A 24,828-nucleotide genomic window follows, 5' to 3' on the forward strand; every position below is an offset into this window, starting at 1 on the left:
TGCTGAATGGCCGTACGACCGATAGTAATTTCAGGCGAACCCGTCCTGCACTCCCCCGCAGCCCCCGTCGTCGTCTTCGACGACGCGTTGCGCGAGCTGGTGCAGGACATGTTCGAGACCATGGACGCCGCCCCCGGCGTCGGTCTCGCCGGACCCCAGGTGGGCGTGGGGCTGCGGCTCTTCACGTTCAGTTACCTGGACGATGACGAGATCGAGACTCGCGGGGTCGCCATCAACCCGGAGCTGTGGATCACCCCGGTCCCGGCCTCAGAGGCCGATGAGGACGAGGACGTCGAGGGCTGCCTGTCCTTCCCGGGTGAGCGGTTCCCGCTCTGCCGCGCGGAATCGGCGATCCTGCGCGCCGTCGACCTGGAGCAGAACCCGTTCGAGATCCGCGCGGACGGCTGGCTGGCCAGAATCTTCCAGCACGAGTTCGACCACCTCGACGGAACCCTGTACGTGGACCGGCTGGAGCACCAGTACGCGAAGATCGCTGCCAAGGTGGGCCGCAAGCGCGGGTGGGGGGTGCCCGGCGTGAGCTGGCTGCCCGGTGTCGACGATCTCGAGAGTTGACCGCCTCGTAGGCTGCTGAGCCTCAGCGGGAGAGGTTGACTCCGTGTACACCGTTGTGGAACCGGAGTGACGGGAACACCGCGGAGACGGAGAATCCGACGCCGGGAACCGTGCCGGCGTTGAAGATGCCGCCGAAGAGCTGAGCGCGCTCCCGCATCTGCGTGATGTCCGCTCCGGAGATGCTCTCGCTGAGCGCCTTGAGGTCGTCGTCGATCGTGTACGTCGTCCGGGCCGCGAAATCGGATGCGGACGCGCTCTCCCGCCGAGCGGCGGCACGGATGCCGTCGTCGTCGATGAGCAGCTGCAGGCCGTCCTGGGTCCAGGTGAAGGACACTCTCGCCTCGGTGCCGATGCCGCCGTGCTTGAGCGCATTGGCCAGGGCGCTCTGCAGAATTCGGTAGATGGCCAGCTCCGCGCCGGGCTTGAGGGGGAACCGTTCGCCCGATTCGGTGAAGCCCACGGCCAGGCCGGCATCGCGCATCACACCGAAGAGGTTGTGGGCCGATTGCAGTCCAGGCTGCCTGGCCTGGATCGACTCGCCTTCGTGGGCGATGGTGAGAACGCGCCGGAGGTCCGCCAGGGTGATCCTGCCGTCGTCGACGAGCGCTGTGGCCGCCCGCACAGCGGTGGACGGGTCGCTCTCGGCGGCATAGCGCGCGCCCTCTGCCCGGGTGATCAGACGCGCAAGCGAGAGCACCGCGATGTCCTGCAGCTCGCGGATGATCGCCAGCCTGCCGTGCTGTTCGGCCAGCGAGAGTTCGAGGTCGATCCGCACCCGTTCGGCGGCAGAGCGGTCGAACCGGCTGCGGCGCTGCCGCACGGCCGAGCGCAGCCAGAGCACGAGGAAGACCACGGCCAGCCCCGCGAGGACGGCGCTCACACTCTGCCAGAGAGACACATCGGCCACCTTTCGGTACATTCGGGATCAGACTAGCGGCCGGCGCCCGCATGGGCACCCGCGTGGGCACTAAAAAAGGCCACCGGGGGTGGAGCCCCTAGTGACCTTTTCGCTCCCCGACTTGGACTCGAACCAAGAACCTGCGCATTAACAGTGCGCTGCTCTGCCAATTGAGCTATCGAGGAATGTGTGCTCGGCGAGAGTTTCCCTCGCCTTGAACAGCGTAGCTACTTTACCAAAAGATCGCCGTGTGCCAAATCGAGGGTGCCGTTCAGTAGCCAGACTCGGTGTCGACGACCCCGATGAACGGCCCGTTTCCTAGGAAAGCGGCCACATTCAGGCGAATTCGTTCGGCCAACAGCGGAGCGGTCATCTCGGGCGTGTCGGCCATGTGCGGGGTGATCAGACACCGGGGCTCGGTCCAGAGCGGATGCCCCTGCGGGAGCGGTTCGGGATCCGTGACGTCGAGCGCGGCGCCGGCTATCGTGCCGGAGCGCAGGGCTGCCACGAGCGCGTCGGTGTCGACGAGTGGTCCCCTGGCGATGTTGACCAGATGCGCCGTCTTCTTCATCAGGCCGAGTTCGGCCGCTCCGAGCAGATGGCGGGTGTCGCCGGTGAGGGCGGCGGCGACCACCACCACATCGGCCAGGGGAAGCTCGTCCCGCAGAGCCGGGGTGGTGACGGTGCGGGCGGCGCCCGGAACCGGCTCGGCACTGCGACGTACCACCACGTTCTCAGTGCCGAACGGGGCGAGCAGCCGGATGAGTTCACGGGCGATGCCGCCGGCCCCGATGATCAGCACGGTCCGGCCGTACAGCGACTCGCCGGACGGCACCGCGTTCCAGGATCGGGCCCTGGCGCGCTCGGGAAGCACCCGGAGAGACGCCAGGGCCAGGGCCAGCGCGTGTTCGGCGACGGGTTGGGCGAACGCCCCTTTGGCGCTGGTGACGAGCAGGCCGGGCCGCCGGTGGGCGGTGAGCACGTCGCTGAAGGCGTCGATACCCGCCCACGGCAGCTGCACCCAGTCCAGCTGCGGATGCGCGGCCAGGACATCGCCCAGCTCGCCAGCCCTGGCGTAGGAGAGCCAGATGAGACCCCGGGTGCGCTCGGACAGCGGAGCAACCTCGCCGCCGGCCTCGACCACGGCCGCAGCGAACACCGCGGAGCCCTCCGGGAGGATCGCGATGGGGGCGGGGCGGGCGCCTGGCATCCGCACGGTGGCCGCTTCGGGGGCCAGGACGGCGCGATGTTGGGCCACGGTTCAGTCCCGCGTCTCGACGTCGGCTGGGGGCAGGGCGTCCGGGTCGGTCGGGCCGGCCGGCTCCCCCTCACCCGTGTCGGCGCTGCCGAGGGTGAGCGCCGCCGCGAGTTCGACCACGTAGGGGTGCCAGGGGTTGTCGAACACCTCGTCGATCCGGCCGAGTCCCACCAGCACCCCCTCGTGCATCACCCCGATCCGGTCAGCGACCCGCCGGAGCACCCCGAGATCGTTGCTGATCAGGATGGCGGAGAACGCCCGCTCGCGCTGGAGCTCACCAATGAGGTCGATGACATCGTCGCGCACGAGCGCGTCGACGCCGGCGGTCGGCTCGTCGGCGATGAGCAGGGCTGGCCCGAAGACGAGCGCCCGCGCCAGGGCCACCCGCTGGCGTTGCCCGCTGCTGAGTTCGTAGGGGTACTTGCCAAGAAGTGACAGGGGCAGCCGCACGGCGTCGACCATGGTGGCCACCAGCGTCGCCAGCTCGACCTTGTCGTACCTGCGGTCGCGTTCGAGCACGGGCTCGCCGACGATGTCGGCCACCGTCAGGCTGGCAGGGAGCGTGCTCGCGGCGTCCTGAGCGAGCATCCCCACGCCGAAGGTCAGCTTGCTGAGTTTTCGCCGACCGATGCGGCGCAACGGGTAGCCCAGCACAGTGGCCTCCCCGCCGGTGATCTGCGCGCGCACGTCTCCGTGCCCGGCCGTCGCCTCGGCCCCCGACAGCACCCGGGCCAGGGTGCTCTTCCCTGATCCGCTTTCGCCGAGCAGGCCGAGGACCTCACCGCGGCCCAGGGTCAGGGTGAAGCCGTGCACCGCCACGAAGGACGAACTCGCTCCGTGCGCCGGATATTCGACCGTGAGGTCACTGGCTACGATCGGATACGGATCTGCTTCGGCGCGTCTCATGGGTTCTATCCTGCCGCACGCAACCTCGCGAGTTCTTCCCGGCGGAGCGCCTGCGCGGCCGGATCGGGCACAGGGAGGGACGCCAGCAGCCGTCGGGTGTACGGGTCGTTCGGGGCTCCGAGCACCTCCGCGCCCGTTCCCTCCTCGACGAGACGGCCGTGGTAGAGCACGGCGATCCGGTCGGCCAGGATGTCGACCACGGCGAGGTCGTGGCTGATGAACAGTGCGGCGAAACCGAACTCGCGCTGCAGTTCGGCGAAGAGTTCGAGCACCCGCGCCTGCACGGACACGTCAAGAGCCGATGTCGGTTCGTCGGCGATGAGCAGCGTGGGTTCGAGCGCCAGCGCCCGCGCCAGGCTCGCCCGCTGGCGCTGGCCACCACTGAGCTCGTGCGGATACCGATCGCCGAAGGCGCGCGGCAGCTGAACGGCTTCGAGGAGCTCATCGACCCGGGCCCTCGCAGCACGCGGGCTCGACGCCCGGCCGTGCACGACGAGCGGCTCGGCGACGCAGTCGGCGATGGTCAGCAGCGGGTTGAAGCTGGACGCCGGGTCCTGGAACACGAATCCGATGTCGCTGCGCAGGTGCTTGAACCGGCGTTCCTTGAATCCGTTCATCTCGTGGCCGAGTACGCGCAGCGACCCGTCGGTGACCTTGGTGAGACCGGCGATGGCGCGGCCGATCGTCGTCTTGCCCGAGCCGCTCTCCCCGACCAGGCCGAGCACCTCACCGGGGCGGATCGAGAAGCTGACCCCGTCGACGGCGACGAAGCCGGCCCGTCCGAGCCTGCCGGGGTACTGGATGCGCAGGTTGTCTGCCACGACGACGGGCGCCTGCTCCGACCATTCCGGCGTGCGGGCCGCTGCGCGTTCCGCCGCCCTGACCACTCCCTGGCCCACGTAGGGAACCGCGGCGAGCAGCCGCTGGGTGTATGGGTCCTTCGGGGCGGTGAACAAGGTGACGGCGTCGGCTTCCTCGACCACCTTGCCCTGGTACATCACGGCGACCCGGTCGGCGAGGTCGGCGACGACGCCCATATTGTGTGTGATGAGCACGATGGCGGTGCCGAATTCGTCGCGGCAGCGTCGCAGCAGGTCGAGGATCTCCGCCTGCACGGTGACGTCGAGGGCCGTGGTGGGCTCGTCGGCGACGATGAGGCCCGGTTCGAGGACCAGGGCCATGGCGATGACCACACGCTGTTTCTGGCCGCCGGAGAACTGGTGCGGGTAGTAGTTGACGCGCACCTCGGGGTCGGGGATGCCCACTCGTCCGAGGATCTCGATGGCCTTGGCCTTGGCGTCGGCGCGGCTGACCGCGCCGTGCGCCCTGATGCCCTCCATGATCTGCCAGCCGACCGTGTAGACGGGGTTCAGCGCTGTGGACGGCTCCTGGAACACCATGGACACGTCGGTGCCGCGGACCTGGCGCAGCCGTTGCTTGCTCAGGGCGATGACGTTGTTCTCGCTGGCCCCGTCGCGGCTGCTGAGGATGACGGCGCCCTCGGACACCGCCGTCTCCGGCAGCAGCCCGAGGATGGTCTTGGCGGTGACGGTCTTGCCACTGCCGCTTTCCCCGACGATGGCGAGCACCTCGCCGCGGCGGACGCTCAGGGAGACCCCGTCGACGGCGCGTACGGAGCCGGCATCGGTGGAGAAGGCCACACCGAGGTCGTCGATGCGCAGCACCGTCGACTGGTTGAGGGTGTCGCTCATCGGGTGGCCTCGCTGTCGTCAAGGGGAAGGATGTTGGTCGGCGGGGCGTCGGTGGGTGACCCCGAGCCGGTTTCGAGCCCGGCCAGGCCGCCTGGGCCGGCGTCCAGGGTGCCGCCGGGCACCACGGAGGTCTCGGCGACGAGGCCGGAGGACGAAGCGACCCGGCGGCGTCCGCGCAGGCGCGGGTCGGCCAGGTCGTTCAGGCTCTCGCCGACCAGGGTGATGCCCATCACGACGAGCACGATCGCCAGGCCGGGGAACAGCGAGGTCCACCAGATGCCGCTCGTGACGTCGGAGAGGGACTTGTTGAGGTCGTAGCCCCACTCGGAGGCCGCGGTGGGTTCGATGCCGAAGCCGAGGAAGCCCAGGCCGGCCAGGGTGAGGATCGCCTCGGAGGAGTTCAGCGTGAAGATCAGCGGCAGGGTGCGGGTGGCGTTGCGCAGCACGTGCCGGAACATGATCCGGGTGTTCCCGGCGCCGAGCACCCGCGCGGACTCCACGTAGGCCTCGGACTTGATCCGCACGGTCTCGGCCCTGATCACCCGGAAATACTGCGGGATGAAGACGACCGTGATGGAGATGGCCGCGGCGAACACACCGCCGACGAGATTGGACTTACCCCCGGAGATGACGATGGACATGACGATGGCCAGCAGGAGCGACGGGAAGGCGTAGACGGCGTCGCAGACGACGACGAGTACCCGGTCGAGCCAGCCGCCGAAGTACCCGGAGACGAGGCCGAGGAACACGCCGGCGAAGATCGACAACAGCACGGCGACGACGATCACGAACAGCGCGGTCTGGGCCCCCCAGAGCACCCGGGAGAGCACGTCGTAGCCGCCGACGGTGGTGCCGAACAGGTGCGAGCCTCCCGGGGGCTGCTGGGCGCCGAAGACCCCGTCGGCGTCCCGAAGCTGGCTGTACCCGTAGGGCGCGATCACGGGAGCGAAAATCGCCGTGAGGATGAACACCGCGGTGATCACCAGGCCGGCCACCAGCATGCCGCGCTGGAGGCCGACGCTCTGCTGCAGCTGGTGGACGATGGGCAGACGGGAGAGCCCGTTCGGTTTGCGTGTCATGGCTAGTACCGCACTCTCGGGTCGATCAGCGCGGCGATGATGTCCACGATGAAGTTGGACAGGGCCACGATCACAGCGAGGAGGGCGACGATGCCCTGCACGGCCACGAAGTCGCGGGCCTTGAGGAACTCGGAGAGCATGAAGCCGAGGCCCTTCCACTCGAAGGTTGTCTCGGTGAGCACCGCTCCGCCGAGAAGCAGGGCGATCTGCAGGCCGATCACGGTGATGATCGGGATCAGCGCCGGACGGTAGGCGTGCTTGCGCACCAACCGGAATTCGCTCACGCCGCGGGACCTGGCGGCATCGACGTAGTCGGTACCGAGAGTGCCGATGACATTCGTGCGTACCAGGCGGAGGAACACGCCCGCGGTGAGCAGCCCGAGGGCGAGAGCCGGCAGCACCGCGTGCGAGAGCACGTCGGTGAGCACGGCAGGGTTGCCGGTCTGGATGGCGTCGATCGTGTAGAAGCCTGTCTTATTCGGCAGGAGCTGCATCTGTAGCTCCGACCCCGTCGAGGCGCGCCCGGCGACGGGGAGCACCTTGAGCCAGACCGCGAAGATGAGCTTGAACAGCAGGCCGGAGAAGAACACCGGGGTGGCGTAGCAGAGGATCGCGAAGATGCGCAGGGACGCATCCGGCGACTTGTCGCGCCAGTAGGCGGCGACCATGCCCAGCGGGATGCCGACGATGAAGGCGACGAGGAGGGCGTAGAAGGCCAGCTCGGCCGTGGCGGCACCGTAGGTGAGCAGCACCTCGGAGACCGGACGGTTGGTGCTGATGGTGGTGCCGAAGTTGCCCGTGAAGATCTGGCCGAGGTACTCGAAGTACTGAACGAGGATGGGCCTGTCGTAGCCCGCGGCCGCGACGCGTTCGGCGAGTTGGTCGGCGCTGAGCCGGCCGCCGAGGGCCGCCGTGATCGGGTCGCCCGTGGTGCGCATGAGCCAGAACACCATGGAGACCAGGATGAAGATGGTGGGGAAGATCAGCAGGAAGCGCACCACGATGTAGCGCACGATGCCGCCGCCGGCGGGTTTCCTGGTCGCCGCCTTGGGCGTGGGTTCCGGCCCGGCCGCCGGGGCCTGGGGGGTGGTCACTACAGTCGTCATTCCTACCTCACTCGTGCAAAACGAAAGACGGGGACGTTCGGCGATGTGCCGCCCGAACGCCCCCGTCGTCTAGCCAGGTGTGACCGGGTTCCTAGCCCTTGGCGAGGGCCGCGTAACGGAACTTGAACGACGCGTCGAGCGTGTCGCTGGTTCCGGTCACGGTGGTGCCGGTGACGGCGACCTGGGCACCCTGGAGCAACGGCACGGTCGACAGCTGGGCCGCGACCTTGTCCTGGATCTCCTCGATGAGCGTGGTGCGCTCGGCGGGGTCGACGGTCACGGCCTGCTGCAGGATCAGGTCGTTGACCTCCTGGTCGGCGTAGTGGTTCTTCAGGAAGTTCTCCGTGAGGAAGAACGGCGTCAGGTAGTTGTCGGCGTCGGAGTAGTCCGGGAACCAGCCCAGCTGGTAGGCCGGGTAGACGTCGCTGGAGCGGTCCTTGGAGTACTGGACCCACTCGGTCGTCTGCAGGTTGACGGTGAACAGGCCCGAGGACTCCAGCTGGTCCTTGATGAGCGCGTACTCGTCGCCCGACGAGGGGCCGTAGTGGTCATTGCTGTACTGCAGGTTCAGTTCCACAGGCCCGGTGATACCGGCCGCGGTCAAAGTGGCCTTGGCCTTGTCGGCATCCGGGGCGCCGGAGCCGTCGCCGTAGAGGCCCTTGAGGGACTCGGTGGCACCGGTCAGACCGGCCGGCACGTAGGAGTACAGCGGGGTGTAGGTGCCCTTGTAGACCTGGTCGGCGATCTCTTCACGGTCGACGAGGTCTGCCACGGCCTGACGCACGGCGAGGGCCTTGGTGGCGTCAGCATCCGCGGTGGTCGCGCCGAACGGCTGGGTGTCGAAGTTGAACGTGATGTAGCGGATCTCGCCACCGGGGCCGTCGATGACCTGCACCTTGTCGTTGCCGCGGAGGTCTTCGACGTCGGTCGCTGAGAGGCTGCGGAAGGCGACGTCGATAGCCCCCTCCTGCACGTCCAGCTTGAGGTTGGAGGAGTCGGCGTAGTACTTCACGTTGACGACGTCGGTCTTCGCCGGGCCGAGGAGGCCGGCGTAGTCCGGGTTCGCCTTGTAGCCGATGAGGGAGTTGAAGTTGTAGCTGGTGATGACGTACTGGCCGGCGAACGCGTTGGCCTTGACGATGTCGTCGTCGCTCGTGAGCTCGGTGGCCGAGAAGGACTCCTCGTCGACGATCGGGCCGGCAGGGCTGGACAGGATCTGCGGGAAGATCTGGTCGTCGGGCGCCTTGAGGGTGAAGACGACGGTGGTGTCGTCCGGCGCGGCGACGCTCTCCAGGTTGTAGAGCAGCGAGGAGGGGCCGTTGTCGGCCGCGATGGCCAGCTGGCGGTCGAAGCTGAACTTGACGTCCGAGGAGGTCAGGTCGTTGCCGTTGGCCCAGACCAGGTCGGGCTTGAGGGTGACCGTGTACTCGGTCGGAGCGGTGAATTCGGCGGAGGCCGCGATGTCGGGCTGGACGTCGGGGCTGCCGTAGGGCGTGTTCATGAGGAACGGGAAGACCTGGTTCTGCACGGCAAACGAACCGTTGTCGTACGAACCGGCCGGGTCGAGAGTGGTGACCTTGTCGGTGGTGCCGATGGTGAGCGGTGCGCCGGAGCCGGAATCCTCGGCCGGGCTGCTCGAGCAGCCGGCGAGAACGAGTGCCGCGGCGGCGAGACCGGCGGTGACGCCGATTGCGCGGCCACGCCTGGTGGGTGCAAAAGCCATAGTCGAATGCCTCTTCCTCAAGGTGAATGTGTCGTGGTGACGTTCGCACTTCTGCAGACAGGCGCAGAAATGCGTTGCTGTAATCCAAGAATTAGCACACAATGCGCGATTGACGGCCACTCAGCGGAGCATCTTAATAGACCCGCAATATTTGGTGCACCCGCACACAGGTCACTCGACCCGGAGATTGCGCCGTTCTGCTTCGACCCGCACGAGCTCGCGCTGGATGGCGACGTAGACCTCGCGGTCGGTGGCGTCCGCGCGCTGCAGCCGGCCCAGGAGCTCGGCCTTCTGGCGCAGCAGGTCCTTTTCGATCAGCACGATGGTGATGTCGCGGACGTACCGGGTCACCTCGCGTTCGGTGCGCTCCGGCAGTGGCGCCATGGCCAGTTCAGTCACCAGGTTGGCCATCGGGGCCGGGGTCTCCCCCACCACCCTGTCGAGCCAGTCCGGGGCCGCGGCATGCGGGAGGGCAGCGGCCAGGGCGTCGCGCACGACGGCCAGGGTGGAGTTGGTCATGCCGGTCAGGACGGCCCGCTGCACGAGCTCGAGACCCACCAGGGTGGGATGTTGCAGCATCGCCATCAGGGCATCACGCTCGATGCGGGTGACCGGGTCTGCAGGGAGGTCGGCGAGGGAGAACAGGCGCTCGCGCGGGGCCGGGGCCGGCTCGCCCGAGCGGCGCGGCGCCTCGACAGGAGCGGTGCGGGACCGCGACTGGGCCTGGCTGACGGCGCGCGACACCTCGCCGAGATCCATGCCGAGCATCCGGGACAGTTCGTGCGTGTAGCCGGGCCGAAGGGAGGGGTCGCGGATGTCGCTCACGATGGGGGCGGCCGCCCGGAGCGCCGAGACCCTGCCCTCGACGGTGTCGAGGTTGTACTGGCCGAGCAGTTGACGGATCATGAATTCGAACATCGGCTTCTTGGCGTCGATGAGCCGGCGCACGGCGTCGTCGCCGCGGTGCAGGCGGAGATCGCACGGGTCGAGCCCTTCGGGGGCGACGGCGACGAATGTCTGGGCGGAGAAGCGCTGTTCCTCGGCGAAGGCCCGCATGGCGGCCTTCTGGCCGGCGGCATCCGGGTCGAAGGTGAAGACGACCTCGCCGACGCCGCTGTCGTCGCCGAGCACCCGGCGCAGTACCTTGATGTGGTCCACGCCGAAGGAGGTACCGCAGGTGGCAACGGCCGTGGTCACGCCGGCCAGGTGGCAGGCCATGACGTCGGTGTACCCCTCGACGACGACAACCTGGTGGCCGCGGGAGATGTCCCGTTTGGCCAGGTCGAGACCGTAGAGCACCTGGGCCTTGTGGTAGATCGGGGTCTCGGGGGTGTTGAGGTACTTGGGCCCTTTGTCGTCGTCGAGCAGCTTGCGCGCGCCGAAGCCGATGGTCTGCCCGGTGATGTCGCGGATCGGCCAGACCAGCCGGCCGCGGAACCTGTCGTAGACGCCGGAGGACCCTTCCCGGCTCGACACGAGGCCGGCGAGCGTGAGTTCCTCGGTGGAGAACCCGCGGCCTCGGAGGTGGTTGGTCAGTTCGTCCCAGCTCTGCGGGGCGAAGCCGATGCCGAACCGGGCAGCGGCCTGGGCGTCGAAGCCGCGCTCGCCGAGGAAGGTACGGCCGACCTGAGCACCCGGGCTGCCCAGCCTGTCGACGAAGAAGTCGGCGGCGGCCTGGTTGGCCGCGTACAGGCGCGCCCGGTTGGTGTGGTCGGGGGCCCCGCCCTCACCGCCCTCGTAGTGCAGTTCGATGCCCACCCGGGCGGCCAGGCGTTCGACGGCCTCGCTGAAGCTGACGTGGTCCATTTTCTGCAGGAACGAGTAGACGTCGCCGCTCTCGCCGCAGCCGAAACAGTGGTAGAAGCCCACCTGCGGGCGCACGTGGAAGCTCGGGCTGCGCTCGTCGTGGAAGGGGCAGAGACCCTTCATCGACCCCACGCCGGCGGATTTGAGAGTGACGTAGTCGCCCACGATGTCGGCGATGTTGGTGCGCGCCTTGACCTCTTCGATGTCGCCTTGACGGATCAGCCCTGCCATGCGTCACCGCTCGTCCGTGCCGGTTCCCGGGTGAGTTGCAGCCGGCGGTGCAGGGCGATGGCGCTCTGGTCGGTGAGGCTGGCCACCTGGTCGACGATGACCCGCTTGCGGGCGGAGTCGTCGGACGCCTCCGCCCAGTCCTCGCGGAAGCCGGGGTCGAGGTGCTCGTCGCCCGTGGCCAGCAGGGTGTCGGCGAGGTAGACCAGCGTCTCACGCTGTTCGACGTAGATCGGTTGGCGCACGTGGGTGGACATCACGAAGGCCGCGACGATGCCCTTGAGCACGCCGATCTCGGCCTGCACCTCACGAGGAACGACCACGTGCGCGTTGAACCGGATCAGGTGCCGGTCGGGGTAGCTGGCCCGGGTGGCCGCGACTGCTGCACCGCTGAACCGGCCGATGAGCTGGCTGGTCAGATTCTTCAGGCGGCCCTGGTCCCGGCGTCCTGCGCTGTAGGTGTGCAGCCATACGTCGAGGGCGTCGAGCCTGTCGAAGGCGGCCCGCAGCTCGTCGGGGCTGAACTGGCCACCTGTCCACTCGTACATCGAGGCGACGAGCGCGTCGTGGTCGGCGCGGTTGCCGAGTAGTTCCACGTCGAGGTAGCCGCTGACCACGGCGTCCTCGAAGTCGTGCACCGAGTAGGCGATGTCGTCGGAGAGGTCCATGACCTGCGCCTCGACGCAGAGCCGCCGGTCGGGGGCGCCCTGGCGCAACCATTCGAACGCGGCCCGGTCGTCCTCGTAGAAGCCGAACTTGGCGCGGCCGCTGGGGTCGGCGACCGAGGAGTCGGCAGCCCAGGGGTACTTGCAGCTGGCGTCCAGGCTGGCCCGGGTGAGGTTGAGCCCGTAGCTCTCGCCCCGGTCGCCGAAGACCTTGGGTTCGAGGCGGCTGAGCAGGCGCAGGGTCTGCGCGTTGCCCTCGAACCCGCCGATGTCGGACGCCCAGGTGTTGAGGGCCTTCTCGCCGTTGTGGCCGAAGGGCGGATGCCCGATGTCGTGCGCGAGGCAGGCTGTGTCGACGATGTCGGGGTCCAGGGCCAGGCGCAACGCGATCTCCCGGCCGATCTGGGCGACCTCGAGCGAGTGGGTGAGCCGGTTGCGGGCGAAGTCGAGGCCCGCGGCAGGACTGAGCACCTGGGTCTTCGCAGCCAGCCGGCGCAGGGCGCTGGAGTGCAGCAGCCTGGCGCGGTCGCGGGCGAAGTCGCTCCGGCTGGAGTCGTGCTCCTCCGGCCGGAACCTGGCTTCGTCGTGGACGCTGTATCCGGTCTGGTTAACCACCGCTGGTGTCCCCTTCTCCCTCGGTGAGGTTGCTGCGCTCGGCGCCCGCGATCTCGCGGGAGTCGAGCCAGCGCTCGGGCAGGGAGGTCTTCTTGGGGCTTCCCGCACGGCCGCGCTGGCCTTCGGCCCCGATGCCGGGGTACGGCTGGTCGGGGTCCATGGTGGCGAGCAGTTCGTCGAGCTGCTCGAGCGACACGACGGAGGCGAGGCTGGCGCGCAGGTCGCCGCCGACCGGGTAGCCCTTGAAGTACCAGGCCACGTGCTTGCGGATGTCGCGGCAGGCCCGTTCCTCGCTCTCGAAGAACTCGGTGAGCAGCACGGCGTGCCGGCGGAAGGCATCCGCCACCTGGCCGAGGGTCGGTTCGGCCTTGAGGACGTCGCCGCGGAAGGCCGCGGCCAGGTCGCCGAACAGCCAGGGGCGGCCGAGGCAACCGCGCCCGACGACGACGCCGTCGCAGCCGGTCTCGTCGACCATGCGCAGTGCGTCTGCCGCGGACCAGATGTCGCCGTTGCCGAGCACGGGGACGCTCGTGATGGTGTTCTTGAGGGTCGCGATGGCGGCCCAGTCGGCGTGGCCGGAGTAGTAGTCGGCGGCCGTGCGGGCGTGCAGCGCGATGGCCGCGACGCCGGCTCCCTCGGCGACCCGGCCGGCCTCGAGGTAGGTGAGGTGGTCGGAGTCGATGCCCTTGCGCATCTTGACGGTGAGCGGGATCGAGCCCGCAGCCGAGACGGCGGCCTCCACGATCTCGCGGAACAGGGTGATCTTCCACGGCAGTGCCGCTCCCCCGCCCTTGCGGGTGACCTTGGGAACCGGGCAGCCGAAGTTCAAGTCGATGTGGTCCGCGCGGTCCTCGGCGACGAGCATCGTGACGGCCTCTGAGACGGTCTTCGGGTCGACGCCGTACAGCTGGATGGAGCGGGTCGTCTCGCTCTCGTGGTGCGTGATCAGGCGCATCGACTCCGTGGTGCGCTCCACGAGCGCCCGTGAGGTGATCATCTCGCTGACGTAGAGGCCGGCGCCGTATTCGCGGCAGAGCCTGCGGAACGCGGTGTTGGTGATGCCGGCCATGGGTGCGAGGACCACGGGCACGTCGAGTTCGATGTCACCGATTCGAAGCGGTGCCATCAGATTCTGCGTGGGAGTCGAAGTGTTCATCGTGTCCAATTCTCCCAGACCCGGCTGTGTTCGTTCGCCACGCCCGGCCGACGGTGGAAAACCTCCGGGCCGGGCGTGGGAAGCCGGAGAGGGTGCTAGATGGCGCAGGAACCGTCGCCGCAGCATCCGCCAGCCGTGTCGTCCTGCTCGAGCAGCTGGATGATCGGGCGGGGTGTTGCGGGCGTCTCGGTGACGGTGCCGGTGGTGTTCTCGCTCATGCGCGGGTCTCCTCTGTGCTCGTGGTGCTGGTGGTGGCTGATGCCCGGTTTTCGTCCTGCACCTGGCGCAGCGCCTGGGCGAAGGTGTCGGGGTCCTGGGCGCCGGAGATGCCGTACTTGCCGTCGATGACGAAGAACGGCACCCCGTTGATGCCGTATTCGGCGGCCTGGGCGACATCGGCCTTCACGGCGGCGAGGTACTCGTTCGAGGTCAGGGAGCGAACGACGTCGGCGCGGTCCAGACCCACCGTGACGGCCAGGTCGGCGAGATCCTCGATGCGGCCGACGTGGCCGCCGTCGACGAAGTATGCCTTGAGCAGGCTTTCCTTCATCTCCAGCTGCACGCCGTGCGCCTTGGCGTAGTGCAGGAGTTCGTGGGCCTTGACGGTGTTGGTCTGGTGCACGGCGTCGTAGTCGTAGTGCAGCCCCACGCTCTCGGCGATGCCGGTGACCCGTTCGAGCATCTCGAGGACCTGCGGCACGGGGATGCCCTTGCGCTCACTGAGGTAGTCGACCGGGCTGCCGGCGAAGTCAACCGGGGTGTCGGGCGCGAGTTCGAAGGAGTGGTACTCCACCTCGACCTCGGCGCCGGAGGCGGCCACGCCGGCCTCGAACTTGCGTTTACCGATGTAGCACCAGGGGCACTGCACGTCGGACCAGATGTCTACTTTGATGGTTTCGCTCACAGGAGGGCTAACCCGAGCGCCCCCTCCAGTTATTCCCGGTCACTGTTCCCGCTCAGGCCGTCGGCGTGTCGACGGCGCCGCCGTAGCGCCGGTTGCGGGAGGCATAGAGCTCGATGGCGCGCCACAGGTCGACCCGGGAAAAGTCCGGCCACAGCGTGTCGAGGAACACCATCTCGGCGTAGGCGCTTTGCCAGAGCAGGAAGTTGCTGGTGCGCTGCTCGCCGGAGCTGCGCACGAAGAGGTCGACGTCGGGCAGCGCGGCGGTGTACAAGTGGCGTTGGATGGACTTTTCGGTGATGCCGGACGGCTTGAGCCGGCCGGCGGCGACGTCTTCGGCCAACGCGCGCACGGCATCCGCGATCTCGGTGCGACCGCCGTAGTTGACGCACATGGTGAGGGTGAGCACGTCGTTGCCCGCGGTGAGCTTTTCGGCGTACTGGAGTTCGTTGATCACGGAGGCCCACAGCTTCGGCTTCCGTCCGGCCCAGCGCACCCGGACACCCCAGTCGTTGAGCTGGTCCCTGCGGCGGTGCAGCACGTCGCGGTTGAAGCCCATCAGGAACCGCACCTCGTCTGGGGAGCGCTTCCAGTTCTCGGTGGAGAACGCGTAGACGCTGAGGTGCTTGACCCCGATCTGGATGGCGCCGGCGACGACGTCGAGCAGCGCGGCCTCGCCGGCCTTGTGCCCCTCCACCCGGGACAGCCCGCGGGCGTTGGCCCAGCGGCCGTTGCCGTCCATGACCACGGCCACGTGCTCCGGCACCACCTTGGCGGGCAGGACCGGCGGGTAGAGCCCGGTCCAGTCCACGGGCTTGAACGGCACGGCGTCCTTGTGCGTGTACGGCGTGGCCGCGGTGGAACGGAAAGGGTTCGGCGTCATGGGCGCACGTGCTCCAGAGATCGAAGGCCCCGGCCGAGGTGCCACTGCGTGTACGCGGCGACGACCCCGGTAGCCCGGGCCTGGGTGGATGGTTCGGCGGCGGCGGTGTGGGCCCAGTCGCCGGTGAGCAGGGCGGCGAGCAGGGCTGTCGTGTCCGGGTCCAACCGGGGTGACCCCGGGGCGGCGCAGGAGTCGCAGACGACGCCGCCCACCTGCACGACGAAGGCGGAGTGCGGGCCCGGTTTGCCACAGCGGGCACAGTCCTGGAAGCTCGGTGCCCAGCCGGCCATGGACAGGGAGCGCAGCAGGTAGGAGTCCAGGGTGGCACCTGAGCCGTGCTCCCGCCGGGACAGCGACCGGAGCGCGCCGACCAGAAGCAGGTACTGCTGCAGCGACCCCTCGGATTCGGTGAGCTTGTCGGCGGTTTCCACCATGGCGCTCGCGGCCGTGTAGCTGCCGTAGTCGGAGGTGATGGCTGCACCGTAGGAGCCGATCGACTCGGCCTGGTTGACGATGTCGAGGCTGCGGCCCTCGTAGAGCTGCACGTCGACCACCATGAACGGCTCGAGCCTGGCCCCGAACTTGGAGGCGGTGCGGCGCACCCCCTTGGCGACGGCGCGCACCTTGCCGTGCTGCCGGGTGAGCATCGTGATGATGCGGTCGGCCTCACCCAGCTTGTGGGTGCGCAGCACGACGGCTTCATCACGATAAACGGGCACGGTCAATTCTCCCACCCTCCGAGACGGATGCCGACGCGAAGCGCCGGTACGAGTGCCGGGGCGACCGGTCGTGGTAGACATTGACGGTGCCCACTCCGCTCTTCGCCATCCCCCTCTGGATAGACCTCGTCGCGGTGGCCATCGGCGCCATCCAGGGCGCGATGTTCGCCGGGCGGTTCACCGACCGCAGGATGGACCTGCTGGGCATCTCCATCATCGGCATCACGGTGGGGCTCGGCGGTGGTCTGCTGCGCGACATCCTGCTCGGCGGGGTGCCGGCGGCACTCCTGAGCAACTGGTACCTGCCCGTCGCGACCGCGTTCGCACTTCTGGGCATGGCGCTGCAGAGCCTGTTCAACCGGCTCGGGCCGCTCATCATCACCCTCGACGCCGTGACCATCGGCCTGTTCGGCGTGATCGGCACCACCAAGGCTCTTGCCGCGGGTCTGCCGGAGATCCCCGCCCTGTTCGTGGGCGTGGTGTCGGCAGTGGGCGGGTCGGTGCTGCGCGACATGATGCTCAACGTGCCGATCGCCGTGATGCACGTCGGGTCGCTCTACGCCGTCGCGGCCCTGGTGGGCTGCGGCCTGCTGGTGGGCCTGGTGGTGCTGCAGGTGCAGATCACGGTGGCCGCGCTCATCTGCGTCGTCGCCACGACCGTGATCCGGGTGCTCGCCGCCCGGTTCGGTTGGAGCCTGCCGCAACAGCGGGCCATCGGCAGCTGGCCGCACTGGCGGCGCCGCGGCTCGATACCGCCCTTCCGCGCCTGGCCGCGCCGACGGCGCGTGAGGGCGACGACGGCCGTCGCCGACCCGACGGAGCCCTGACCGGCCGGCTCCGACGGCTACCCTCACCCTTTCCTGAGGATTTATCACCCGCACTGGTTTTAACCTCGCCTTTCCCCGCATCTGGGGTCAGTATTGAGGCACAACCACGTCGCAGGGAGGTACTCCATGAAACGATTCGAGGGCACTGTGCCCGACCTGTTGCCCGTCCTGTCCCGGGGCAAACACAAGTCCCCCCGTAGCGGAGCGTGCTTCATGGAGTTCGCCTCGCACCTCTCGGGCGAAGCCTGGAGCGATCATCCCGCCTGCACGCATCCCGTTCTGGCGTCACTGGCCCGGATGGTGAACGACTGCACGTCGGACGACGCCAGGTCACGCCTGATGACACTGATCCCGTCGGTGATCGGGCTGCGCGGGGACGACCCCCGCGTCCGCCTCGTCGTGGCCCTGCGGGCCGCGACGGCCGGTCTGCCGGTGGTCAGTGCCGACCACCAGCGGGCTTTGGCCGTGGGTATCCTCAACTGCCAACGCCATCTGGCCCGGCTCAGTGAGAGCGACTCCGGCGCCGTCTCCGATCAGGTGCGGGAGGCCTTCGAACGGGCACCGCAGACCGAACGCTGGGCACGGGAGTTCATGGGCTCGGTGGGATCCTGGTCACGCACCCGGTTCACCGACCGCACCGCGGAGTCGATCATCCGCATCACCGTGCAGGGCATCGCCGAGGCGTGCATCCCCGACACCGATGAGCGGTTGTTCACCCTGCTCTCGCAGGCGATCGACGACACCACGCGGGTGCTCGGCAAGCCGGAGGGCGAACCCGTGGTGATGCCGCAGCCGTTGAGCCCGGAGGCCGCACGGCGCGCGTTGAGGGTGTGAGGAGAACAGGTCAGAGAAGCCCGGCTCCGACGGATGTCGGAGCCGGGCTTTTCTGTGCTCGATGTTCTAAACGGCCGCCAGCTCGCGGTCGCCGGTCTCGGCGCGGATGCCCCGGTTGACCGCGGACACCACGGCCTTGAGCGAGGCTGTGGAGATGTCGGGATCGATGCCGACGCCCCAGAACCGCTTGCCGTTCACGTCGAGCTCCACGTAGGACGCCGCGGTGGCGTCGCCGCCCGCGGACATGGCGTGCTCGACGTAGTCGTAGAGCGTGATGGCGATGCCGCGTTCGGCCATGATGCCCAGGAACGCCGCGATCGGGCCGTTGCCCGTGGCCGTGGCACTGGCCACGGCGTCGGAGTCGCGCAGGTCCACCGTGAGGTCGACCGCACCGGCCAGGTCGCTGGAGGTGCGGGTCGAGAAGAGTTCGAACCGTCCCCACTTGGCGTCTGGGTTCGTGTGCGTGGCCGGCAGGTACTCGTCGTTGAAGATATCCCAGATCTGCTCGCTGGTGACCTCTCCGCCGTCGGCGTCGGTCTTGGCCTGCACCACGCCCGAGAACTCGATCTGCAGCTTGCGCGGCAGGTCGAGGTGGTGGTCGGTCTTGAGCAGGTAGGCCACGCCGCCCTTGCCCGACTGTGAGTTGACCCGGATGACGGCCTCGTAGCTGCGGCCCAGGTCTTTGGGGTCGATCGGCAGGTAGGGCACGGCCCAGACCAGGTCGTCCACGCTGCGGCCGGTCTCCGCGGCCTCGACGGCCATGGCCTCGAAGCCCTTCTTGATGGCGTCCTGGTGTGATCCGCTGAATGCCGTGAAGACCAGGTCGCCGGCCCAGGGACTGCGCTCCGGAACCGGCAGCTGGTTGCAGTACTCCGCGGTGCGCTTGACCTCGTCGATGTTGCCGAAGTCGATCTGCGGGTCGATCCCCTGGGTGAACAGGTTGATCCCCAGTGCGACCAGGTCGACGTTGCCGGTGCGCTCGCCGTTACCGAACAGGCAGCCCTCGATGCGGTCGGCGCCGGCCAGGTAGCCCAGTTCGGCGGCCGCGATCGCGGTGCCGCGGTCGTTGTGCGGGTGCAGCGACAGGATGACGTTCTCCCGGTGCGCCAGGTGCCGGCTCATCCACTCGATCGAGTCGGCGTAGACGTTGGGCGTGGCCATCTCGACCGTGGCGGGCAGGTTGACGATGACCTTGCGCTCCGGCGTGGGTTCGAAGACCTCGATCACCTGGTTGGTGATGTCGACGGCGAATTCGAGCTCGGTGCCGGTGAAGCTCTCCGGGGAGTACTCGTAGTAGACGGTCGTGCCGGGCACGGTCGCCTCGAGCGCGCGGCAGGTGCGGGCGCCGAACAGGGCCAGGTCGATGATGCCCTGCTTGTCCTCGCGGAACACGACCTCGCGCTGCAGGACGCTGGTGGAGTTGTACAGGTGCACGATGGCCTGCTTCGCACCGAGGATGGACTCGTAGGTGCGGCGGATCAGGTGCTCACGCGCCTGAGTCAGCACCTGGATGGTGACGTCGTCGGGGATCGCGCCGTCCTCGATGAGGCTGCGGACGAAGTCGAAGTCGGTCTGGCTGGCTGACGGGAAGCCGACCTCGATCTCCTTGTAGCCCATCCGCACCAACAGGTCGAACATGATGCGCTTGCGTTCGGGGCTCATCGGGTCGATGAGAGCCTGGTTGCCGTCGCGCAGGTCGACGGCACACCAGCGTGGGGCCTCGGTAATGCGGTTGGACGGCCAGGTGCGGTCCGGCAGGTCGACCCGGAACGTGTCCTGGTACGGCCGGTACTTGTGCACCGGCATCGTCGATGCGGCTTGATTGTTTTTCATTGTCTGTTGTCTCCTCGCGAGTGGTGGTCAGCCGACGACGAACTCCGCGACGAGTGAGGCCTCAGATTAGGACTCGTCGCGGCAGCTAAGGAGGAGCAGACCGAACAGCACACAAAGAGGGTAACACCGTTTTGCCGCGCGGTCACCTGGCTCACGCGGCAGCCAGTGCCGTCACCGGGGCCACCGACACGGCGCGACGGGCCGGCACGAGCGTGGCGGCGACGGCGAGGAGCACGGTGCCGATCACACAGCCCACGACCAGAAGCCACGGAACCGCTGGGGCGGTCAGGCCGCCCATGGTGACCGCACCGAAGAGCGACTGCGCGGCGGCCCAGCCGTAGAACACGCCGAGGACCAGACCGAAGGCGACGGCCGCTGCGGCCATCTGCAAGCTCTCCGCCAGGATCATCCAGCGCACCTGTGTGGCGGTGAAGCCCAGCGACCGCAAGAGCCCGATCTCACGTGAGCGCTGCAGCACGCTCTGCGCCAGATTGTTGACCATGCCCACGGCCGCGATGAGGGCGCTGAAGCCGACCAGCACCGAGATCACCGCCAGGGATGTCGCCACTGTCTCGCTGATGGCCGCCTGGAGGACCGGATCCTCCATGGTGCGCTGCATCATGACCTCGAAGGTGGACCCGGCCACCGCGAACATCGTGATGAGGGTCACCCCGATCACCAGGCCGATGGTGGCCCTGGCGCTGCGCTCAGGGTGCCGTTGCGCGTTCGCCGCGGCGAGGCGGGCCGGCGCGCTGCCGCCGAGGACCCGTCCCGCGAGGGCCAGGATCGGGGGCATGATCAGGTGCGAACCGAGCACGAGTCCGCTGAACGAAAGGATGCCGCCGAGCAGGCCGAGCAGCACACCCTCCGGCGCGACCTGGCCCACGACCACCCCTCCGGCGAGGAGGAGTATCCCCGCGCCCATGAGGAGGACGGCGATGACCGTGCGCGCCGGGCGCCGGACGGTGTCCTCACGGGAGCGTTCCTCGGCCGCGCCGACGGCCTGCATCGGGCTGACCCCGAGCACCCGGCGGGACCCCACCCAGGCGGCGGCCCAGGTGGAGAGCACGACCACGGCGACGGGGAGGGCCAGGAGCGGTTCGATGAGGGTGTAGTCGAGGTCGGGCAGCACACCGGTGGCGACGAGCATGCGCAGACCCGCAAAACTCAGCAGGGTGCCGATCAGGGCTCCGGCGACGGCGCCGATCGCGCCCACGGTGAGTCCGTCGGTCGCCACAACCCGGCGCTGCGCTCTGGCGCTGGACCCGATCAGCCGCATCAGGGCGATGGTGCGGGTGCGGCCGGCGATGATGGTCGCCACGGTGTTGGTGGTCACGATCGCGGACACGTAGACGGCGATCGCGATGAACAGGAAGGCGACCAGGTCGAGCGCAGTGCGCACCGCGCCGACGTCCGTCATCCCCGAGGCGCTGACGATGGTGCCGATCATACTGGTGACCTGCAGGAGGACCACGCCGAAGGCGGATGCCAGGCCTGCCACGAGCACGCTCGCGCCCCGGCCTGCATGATCGTTCCGGCGCGTGCGAGTGGCGGCGCTCATGCGCGCTGCTCCATGCCCAGCATGATGCGGGAGATCTCTTCGGCCGAGGACTTCTCCCGGTCTTCGACGAGCCGGCCGTCGGCCAGGAACAGGATGCGGTCGGCGTAGCTGGCCGCCACCGGGTCGTGGGTGACCATGGCGATGGTCTGGCCGTATCCGGTGCTCGCTGCCTTGAGAAGGGTGAGCACCTCCCGGCCGGTGCGGGAATCCAGGTTGCCGGTGGGCTCGTCGGCGAAGACCAGCTCCGGGCGGGTGGCGAGGGCCCTGGCGATCGCGACGCGCTGCTGCTGGCCGCCGGAGAGCTCGTGCGGGCGGTGGGTCAGCCGGTCGCCCAGACCGAGGGACTCGGTCAGCTGGGCGATCCAGTCGGACTCGGCGCTGGTGGGCTTCCGGCCGTCCAGGCTGAACGGCAGCAGGATGTTGCCGCGTACGTCGAGCGTGGGCACCAGGTTGAACGCCTGGAAGATGAATCCGATCCGGCGGCGCCGGAGGACGGTGAGCGCCGAGTCGGCGAGACCGCTGATCTCGGTGTCGCCGAGCCAGGCCTGTCCGGACGTGGCGGTGTCCAGCCCCGCCATGATGTGCATGAGCGTCGACTTTCCCGAGCCGCTCGGGCCCATGATGGCCGTGAACTGGCCTCGGCGGATGCCGATCGACACATCGTCGAGGGCCGTCACTGCCGTGGACGACGAACCGTAGGTCTTGCCGAGGTGGGTCACTCTGGCTGCGAGGCCGAGGTCTGAGGGTGTGGTTTCCATGCTTTCAGGCTAGGAAGCCGCACGGTCCGGCCGCGTCGGGCCGGGGAGGTATCCAAGCCGCCGCACGGATGATCCCGGGCCTGGCCGGGTCATCCTCTGGGAGTGCCTGGCGCTTAGGAGGTGAGCCGGTGTTGGAAGGCGAAGACCACGAGCTGCACCCGGTCGCGCAGCGACAGCTTGCCGAGGATCCGGCTGATGTGGGTCTTGACGGTGGCTTCGCTGAGGAACTCCCCCGCCGCGATCTCGGCGTTGCTCAGGCCCAGTGCGGCGAGGGCGAAAATATCGCGTTCCCGGCTGGTGAGGGTGCGGAAAGCCTCCGGCTCCTCGCGTTGGGGCTCTGGCGCGTCGAAGTGGGCGAAGAGTTCGCGGGTGGCCGAGGCGGCGATGACGGCGCTGCCGGCGTGCACGGTGCGGATGGCGGCGAGCAGGAACTCGGGATCGGCGTCCTTGAGCAGGAAGCCGCTGGCTCCGCCGCGGATGGCGCGGCCGGCGCTCTCGTCGAGTTCGAAGGTGGTCAGCACCACGATGCGGGGCGGCGTGGTGCCCGCAGCCTCGGCCGCCGCGAGAATCGCCGTGGTGGCGTCGATGCCGTCCATCACGGGCATCCGGATATCCATCAGGATCACGTCTGGGGTGACCGCCGCGGCCATGGTGACGCCGGCGGCGCCGTTGCCGGCCTCGCCGACGAACTCCAGGTCGGCCTGCGAGGACACCAACATGCGGATGCCGGCCCGGAAGAGCGCCTGGTCGTCGACCAGGGCCACCCGGATGCGCGGGGCGTCGTCCGACGCCACCTCGCTCACTGCAGGGCTCCGGGCAGGGCCGCGGCCGCGGGCTGGTCTGCCAGGAGCGTGGCCGCCGGCCGCATCAGAGCGTTGGTGGTGATGGCCGGGAGGCGGGCGGCCACGATGAAGCGGCCGCCGATGGACTCCGCGGCGAGGGATCCGCCGGCCAGGAGCGCACGCTCGCGCATGCCGGGAAGGCCGTGGCCGATCTCGCCGGCACGCTCGGCCGTATCCGTCACGCCTACCGCATTGTCAATCGTCACCGCGACCCATCCGTCTGTCCACGCGAGGCTCAAATATACCGCCCGGCCAGCATCTCCGTGGCGGAGGGCGTTGGTGAGGGCCTCCTGCACGATGCGGTACACCGCCAGCTGCGCACCGGACCCGAGGGTGGTGGGGGTTCCGGTCGTCGTCCAGTCGATGTCGAGCCCGGTGCTCCGCATCTGCGCGACCAGGCGGTCGAGGTCGGCCAGCACGGGCTGCGGTCCGGCCGCGTCGTCCTGGCGCAGCCGGGTGAGCAGGATGCGGACGTCGCCCAGGGCCTCCCTGGCCGTGGTCGAGATGGTGCTGAGCGCCTCGTCGACGGCCTCCGGGTTCTGCGCCCGGGCATACCGGGCGCCGTCGGCCTGAGCGATCACGACGGCCAGGGAATGGGCGACCACGTCGTGCATGTCCCGGGCGATGCGGTTGCGTTCCTGTTCGACGACGACGCTGCGCTGGGCGACGCGCTGCTCCTCGACGGCACGGTGCTGGGTCACCCGGCTCTCCCTGGCGGTCTGCCAGGTGCGCATCAGCAAGCCCAGGGTCCAGGACAGGCCGAGCACGGCCAGGCTGGCGACGAAGACGGCCACGGCCGACCAGATCAGGCCGCCCACATCGCCCTGTGCCTTCGCCTCGGTGACTGTGGTCACGCCGCGCTGGAGGATGCTGAGATACATGGCGGCAAGCAGTGCGCCGATGCCCACTGAGACCAGGCCGGCCCAGCGCACGGCCCGCTCGGCGTACGCGGCCGTGACGTAGAGCACGGCCAGCACGGCCACGTCGCTCGTGAGCACCTCCAGGCCGCCCACCATCTGTGTGAGAGCGGTGATCCAGGCGATGCCGAGAGCGAGTGCCGGTGACAGCCGGCGTACGACCAGTGCGGCGGCGAATCCGGCAAGCACGACAAGGGACAACACGCTCGAGCGAGGGTCGGTCAGCAGGCCGAAGAGCAGAAAAGCACCGGCGACCCCGGCATCGACGACCAGCGTTCGCCGGGAGATCGGGCGGAATCCCTGGCGCCCGAAAGCCAGCGCGGGCCCCGTCAGCCACTCGGTGGGTACCGGGAGCATCACCCAGGCCTCCGCCCACTGGGCGGAGGGTGGACCGTTCGGGGTGGTGAGCAGGCCGGCGCGGCGGTCGGCGCGGTTCCGCAGGATCAGGCCGAGTACCCACCCCCCGGTCAGCACCACCGTGGCCAGGAACCCCTCGGTGAGACGGAAACCGAGTTCAAGAACGAAGCGCAGAGCACCGTCGATGCCCCGTTGGCCGGCCGTCAGGACGCTCATGGCGAGCAGCCCGGTGAGTATGGCTCCCACCAGCAGGCCGGCCCCCAGGGCGACGTAGCGCAAGGTGGGTTGGCCGTACAGGCATGCTCCCCAGGTGACGATGCATCCGCTGAACAACAGCATGGCCAGCCACGCCGGGTCGTCGAGGGTGCCGCCGACTCCGGCGATGGTGGCTGCGGCTCCGGTGATCAACGCGGCCGCAGGGAGCAGGCGCGAGACGCCCACGGCGGTCGCGAAGAGCACGACGCTCACCAGTGAGTCGAACCCGCCGGTGAACAGGCTCAATACGCCCCAGACCAGGAGGACGATGAGACCCAGGGAGGGCTCCAGCGCCCACCGGTAACGCGCCGTGCGCGTGAAGAGCCCCAGATCCGACATCCTCCCAGCGTACGGCTCGGGCCGTGTGACGGTGCCTCCTCCGGCGCGGTTCATCCCCGAGCGTGCCCAGGATCATC

22 protein-coding genes and 1 tRNA gene are annotated in these 24,828 nt (G+C 68.9%); 3 read left to right on the top strand and 20 right to left on the bottom strand.

The window, feature by feature from the left end; genetic code table 11:
• Positions 1–6: 6 nt before the first annotated feature.
• On the top strand, positions 7–573 hold the full coding sequence (def, locus tag DOE79_RS01895) for a peptide deformylase (RefSeq protein ID WP_120337041.1): 567 nt from the start codon (positions 7–9) through the stop codon (positions 571–573).
• Positions 574–595: 22 nt separating this feature from the next.
• On the opposite strand, the gene DOE79_RS01900 is transcribed toward def, so the two are convergent.
• The 15 genes from DOE79_RS01900 to recO form a co-directional block, all read right to left on the bottom strand.
• On the bottom strand, positions 596–1,471 hold the full coding sequence (locus tag DOE79_RS01900; protein ID WP_245977069.1) for a sensor histidine kinase: 876 nt from the start codon (positions 1,469–1,471) through the stop codon (positions 596–598).
• A 112-nt stretch (positions 1,472–1,583) separates the two neighbouring features.
• Positions 1,584–1,656, bottom strand: a tRNA-Asn gene (locus DOE79_RS01905).
• Positions 1,657–1,742: 86 nt separating this feature from the next.
• The gene (locus tag DOE79_RS01910) at positions 1,743–2,681 is read right to left on the bottom strand and encodes an NAD(P)-dependent oxidoreductase (protein ID WP_120340091.1); all 939 of its coding nucleotides are present in this window, start codon (positions 2,679–2,681) and stop codon (positions 1,743–1,745) included.
• A gap of 51 nt (positions 2,682–2,732) precedes the next feature.
• On the bottom strand, positions 2,733–3,635 hold the full coding sequence (locus DOE79_RS01915; protein ID WP_120337043.1) for an ATP-binding cassette domain-containing protein: 903 nt from the start codon (positions 3,633–3,635) through the stop codon (positions 2,733–2,735).
• Positions 3,636–3,640: 5 nt separating this feature from the next.
• Positions 3,641–5,347 carry an ABC transporter ATP-binding protein gene (locus DOE79_RS01920; RefSeq protein WP_120337044.1) on the bottom strand — a complete coding sequence of 569 codons (1,707 nt, stop codon included), beginning with the start codon at positions 5,345–5,347 and terminating at the stop codon, positions 3,641–3,643.
• Positions 5,344–6,426: an ABC transporter permease gene (locus DOE79_RS01925; protein WP_120337045.1), complete on the bottom strand. Its 1,083-nt coding sequence runs from the start codon at positions 6,424–6,426 to the stop codon at positions 5,344–5,346. Before DOE79_RS01925 ends, DOE79_RS01920 begins: the two co-directional genes overlap by 4 nt.
• A 2-nt stretch (positions 6,427–6,428) precedes the next feature.
• Entirely contained in the window at positions 6,429–7,532 is a 1,104-nt protein-coding gene (locus DOE79_RS01930; protein WP_120337046.1) for an ABC transporter permease, read from the bottom strand.
• A 91-nt stretch (positions 7,533–7,623) separates the two neighbouring features.
• Complete coding sequence (locus tag DOE79_RS01935; RefSeq protein ID WP_120337047.1) at positions 7,624–9,255, bottom strand: ABC transporter substrate-binding protein; 1,632 nt, start codon at positions 9,253–9,255, stop codon at positions 7,624–7,626.
• A 171-nt stretch (positions 9,256–9,426) separates the two neighbouring features.
• Positions 9,427–11,292, bottom strand: a complete 1,866-nt coding sequence (gene dnaG, locus DOE79_RS01940; protein ID WP_120337048.1) for a DNA primase — start codon at positions 11,290–11,292, stop codon at positions 9,427–9,429.
• Positions 11,280–12,569: a deoxyguanosinetriphosphate triphosphohydrolase gene (locus tag DOE79_RS01945; protein ID WP_120337049.1), complete on the bottom strand. Its 1,290-nt coding sequence runs from the start codon at positions 12,567–12,569 to the stop codon at positions 11,280–11,282. The genes dnaG and DOE79_RS01945 overlap by 13 nt, the downstream gene beginning before the upstream one ends.
• Entirely contained in the window at positions 12,562–13,725 is a 1,164-nt protein-coding gene (dusB, locus tag DOE79_RS01950; RefSeq protein ID WP_120337050.1) for a tRNA dihydrouridine synthase DusB, read from the bottom strand. Before dusB ends, DOE79_RS01945 begins: the two co-directional genes overlap by 8 nt.
• Positions 13,726–13,820: 95 nt before the next feature.
• Positions 13,821–13,943: a hypothetical protein gene (locus DOE79_RS21005; RefSeq protein ID WP_281270270.1), complete on the bottom strand. Its 123-nt coding sequence runs from the start codon at positions 13,941–13,943 to the stop codon at positions 13,821–13,823.
• Entirely contained in the window at positions 13,940–14,629 is a 690-nt protein-coding gene (locus DOE79_RS01955; protein WP_120337051.1) for a DsbA family oxidoreductase, read from the bottom strand. The genes DOE79_RS21005 and DOE79_RS01955 overlap by 4 nt, the downstream gene beginning before the upstream one ends.
• 52 nt (positions 14,630–14,681) lie before the next feature.
• Positions 14,682–15,509, bottom strand: coding sequence for an isoprenyl transferase (locus DOE79_RS01960; protein WP_120337052.1), 828 nt, complete (start codon positions 15,507–15,509; stop codon positions 14,682–14,684).
• Positions 15,506–16,228, bottom strand: a complete 723-nt coding sequence (recO, locus tag DOE79_RS01965; RefSeq protein WP_120340092.1) for a DNA repair protein RecO — start codon at positions 16,226–16,228, stop codon at positions 15,506–15,508. The genes DOE79_RS01960 and recO overlap by 4 nt, the downstream gene beginning before the upstream one ends.
• A gap of 86 nt (positions 16,229–16,314) precedes the next feature.
• Here recO and DOE79_RS01970 point away from each other — a divergent pair, with 86 nt between their 5' ends.
• Together DOE79_RS01970 and DOE79_RS01975 are read left to right on the top strand one after the other, a co-directional pair.
• On the top strand, positions 16,315–17,055 hold the full coding sequence (locus DOE79_RS01970; protein ID WP_181445847.1) for a trimeric intracellular cation channel family protein: 741 nt from the start codon (positions 16,315–16,317) through the stop codon (positions 17,053–17,055).
• A 126-nt stretch (positions 17,056–17,181) separates the two neighbouring features.
• Positions 17,182–17,889: a hypothetical protein gene (locus tag DOE79_RS01975; RefSeq protein WP_245977070.1), complete on the top strand. Its 708-nt coding sequence runs from the start codon at positions 17,182–17,184 to the stop codon at positions 17,887–17,889.
• 66 nt (positions 17,890–17,955) lie between these two features.
• On the opposite strand, the gene leuA is transcribed toward DOE79_RS01975, so the two are convergent.
• The 5 genes from leuA to DOE79_RS02000 form a co-directional block, all read right to left on the bottom strand.
• Entirely contained in the window at positions 17,956–19,722 is a 1,767-nt protein-coding gene (gene leuA, locus DOE79_RS01980) for a 2-isopropylmalate synthase (protein WP_120337054.1), read from the bottom strand.
• Between the two features lie 151 nt (positions 19,723–19,873).
• The gene (locus tag DOE79_RS01985) at positions 19,874–21,283 is read right to left on the bottom strand and encodes an ABC transporter permease (RefSeq protein WP_120337055.1); all 1,410 of its coding nucleotides are present in this window, start codon (positions 21,281–21,283) and stop codon (positions 19,874–19,876) included.
• Positions 21,280–22,041, bottom strand: a complete 762-nt coding sequence (locus tag DOE79_RS01990) for an ABC transporter ATP-binding protein (protein ID WP_120337056.1) — start codon at positions 22,039–22,041, stop codon at positions 21,280–21,282. Before DOE79_RS01990 ends, DOE79_RS01985 begins: the two co-directional genes overlap by 4 nt.
• Before the next feature lie 113 nt (positions 22,042–22,154).
• The gene (locus DOE79_RS01995) at positions 22,155–22,760 is read right to left on the bottom strand and encodes a LuxR C-terminal-related transcriptional regulator (protein WP_220094342.1); all 606 of its coding nucleotides are present in this window, start codon (positions 22,758–22,760) and stop codon (positions 22,155–22,157) included.
• Positions 22,761–22,840: 80 nt separating this feature from the next.
• Positions 22,841–24,751 carry a sensor histidine kinase gene (locus DOE79_RS02000; protein ID WP_245977071.1) on the bottom strand — a complete coding sequence of 637 codons (1,911 nt, stop codon included), beginning with the start codon at positions 24,749–24,751 and terminating at the stop codon, positions 22,841–22,843.
• Positions 24,752–24,828 lie beyond the last annotated feature (77 nt).

Source organism: Cryobacterium soli (genome assembly GCF_003611035.1).
Lineage (GTDB): Bacteria > Actinomycetota > Actinomycetes > Actinomycetales > Microbacteriaceae > Cryobacterium > Cryobacterium soli.

Bases quoted from the DNA above. Each gene is read 5' to 3' on its own strand.
- DOE79_RS01915 (WP_120337043.1), bottom strand. From the start codon at position 3,635: ATGAGACGCGCCGAAGCAGATCCGTATCCGATCGTAGCCAGTGACCTC.
- DOE79_RS21005 (WP_281270270.1), bottom strand. From the start codon at position 13,943: ATGAGCGAGAACACCACCGGCACCGTCACCGAGACGCCCGCAACACCC.
- DOE79_RS01995 (WP_220094342.1), bottom strand. From the start codon at position 22,760: ATGTTGGTGTCCTCGCAGGCCGACCTGGAGTTCGTCGGCGAGGCCGGC.
- leuA (WP_120337054.1), bottom strand. From the start codon at position 19,722: ATGAAAAACAATCAAGCCGCATCGACGATGCCGGTGCACAAGTACCGG.
- DOE79_RS01935 (WP_120337047.1), bottom strand. From the start codon at position 9,255: ATGGCTTTTGCACCCACCAGGCGTGGCCGCGCAATCGGCGTCACCGCC.
- DOE79_RS01920 (WP_120337044.1), bottom strand. From the start codon at position 5,347: ATGAGCGACACCCTCAACCAGTCGACGGTGCTGCGCATCGACGACCTC.
- DOE79_RS01925 (WP_120337045.1), bottom strand. From the start codon at position 6,426: ATGACACGCAAACCGAACGGGCTCTCCCGTCTGCCCATCGTCCACCAG.
- DOE79_RS02000 (WP_245977071.1), bottom strand. From the start codon at position 24,751: ATGTCGGATCTGGGGCTCTTCACGCGCACGGCGCGTTACCGGTGGGCG.
- DOE79_RS01975 (WP_245977070.1), top strand. From the start codon at position 17,182: ATGAAACGATTCGAGGGCACTGTGCCCGACCTGTTGCCCGTCCTGTCC.
- DOE79_RS01960 (WP_120337052.1), bottom strand. From the start codon at position 15,509: ATGACGCCGAACCCTTTCCGTTCCACCGCGGCCACGCCGTACACGCAC.
- DOE79_RS01910 (WP_120340091.1), bottom strand. From the start codon at position 2,681: ATGCCAGGCGCCCGCCCCGCCCCCATCGCGATCCTCCCGGAGGGCTCC.
- DOE79_RS01990 (WP_120337056.1), bottom strand. From the start codon at position 22,041: ATGGAAACCACACCCTCAGACCTCGGCCTCGCAGCCAGAGTGACCCAC.
- DOE79_RS01930 (WP_120337046.1), bottom strand. From the start codon at position 7,532: ATGACGACTGTAGTGACCACCCCCCAGGCCCCGGCGGCCGGGCCGGAA.
- dnaG (WP_120337048.1), bottom strand. From the start codon at position 11,292: ATGGCAGGGCTGATCCGTCAAGGCGACATCGAAGAGGTCAAGGCGCGC.
- def (WP_120337041.1), top strand. From the start codon at position 7: ATGGCCGTACGACCGATAGTAATTTCAGGCGAACCCGTCCTGCACTCC.
- DOE79_RS01985 (WP_120337055.1), bottom strand. From the start codon at position 21,283: ATGAGCGCCGCCACTCGCACGCGCCGGAACGATCATGCAGGCCGGGGC.
- dusB (WP_120337050.1), bottom strand. From the start codon at position 13,725: ATGAACACTTCGACTCCCACGCAGAATCTGATGGCACCGCTTCGAATC.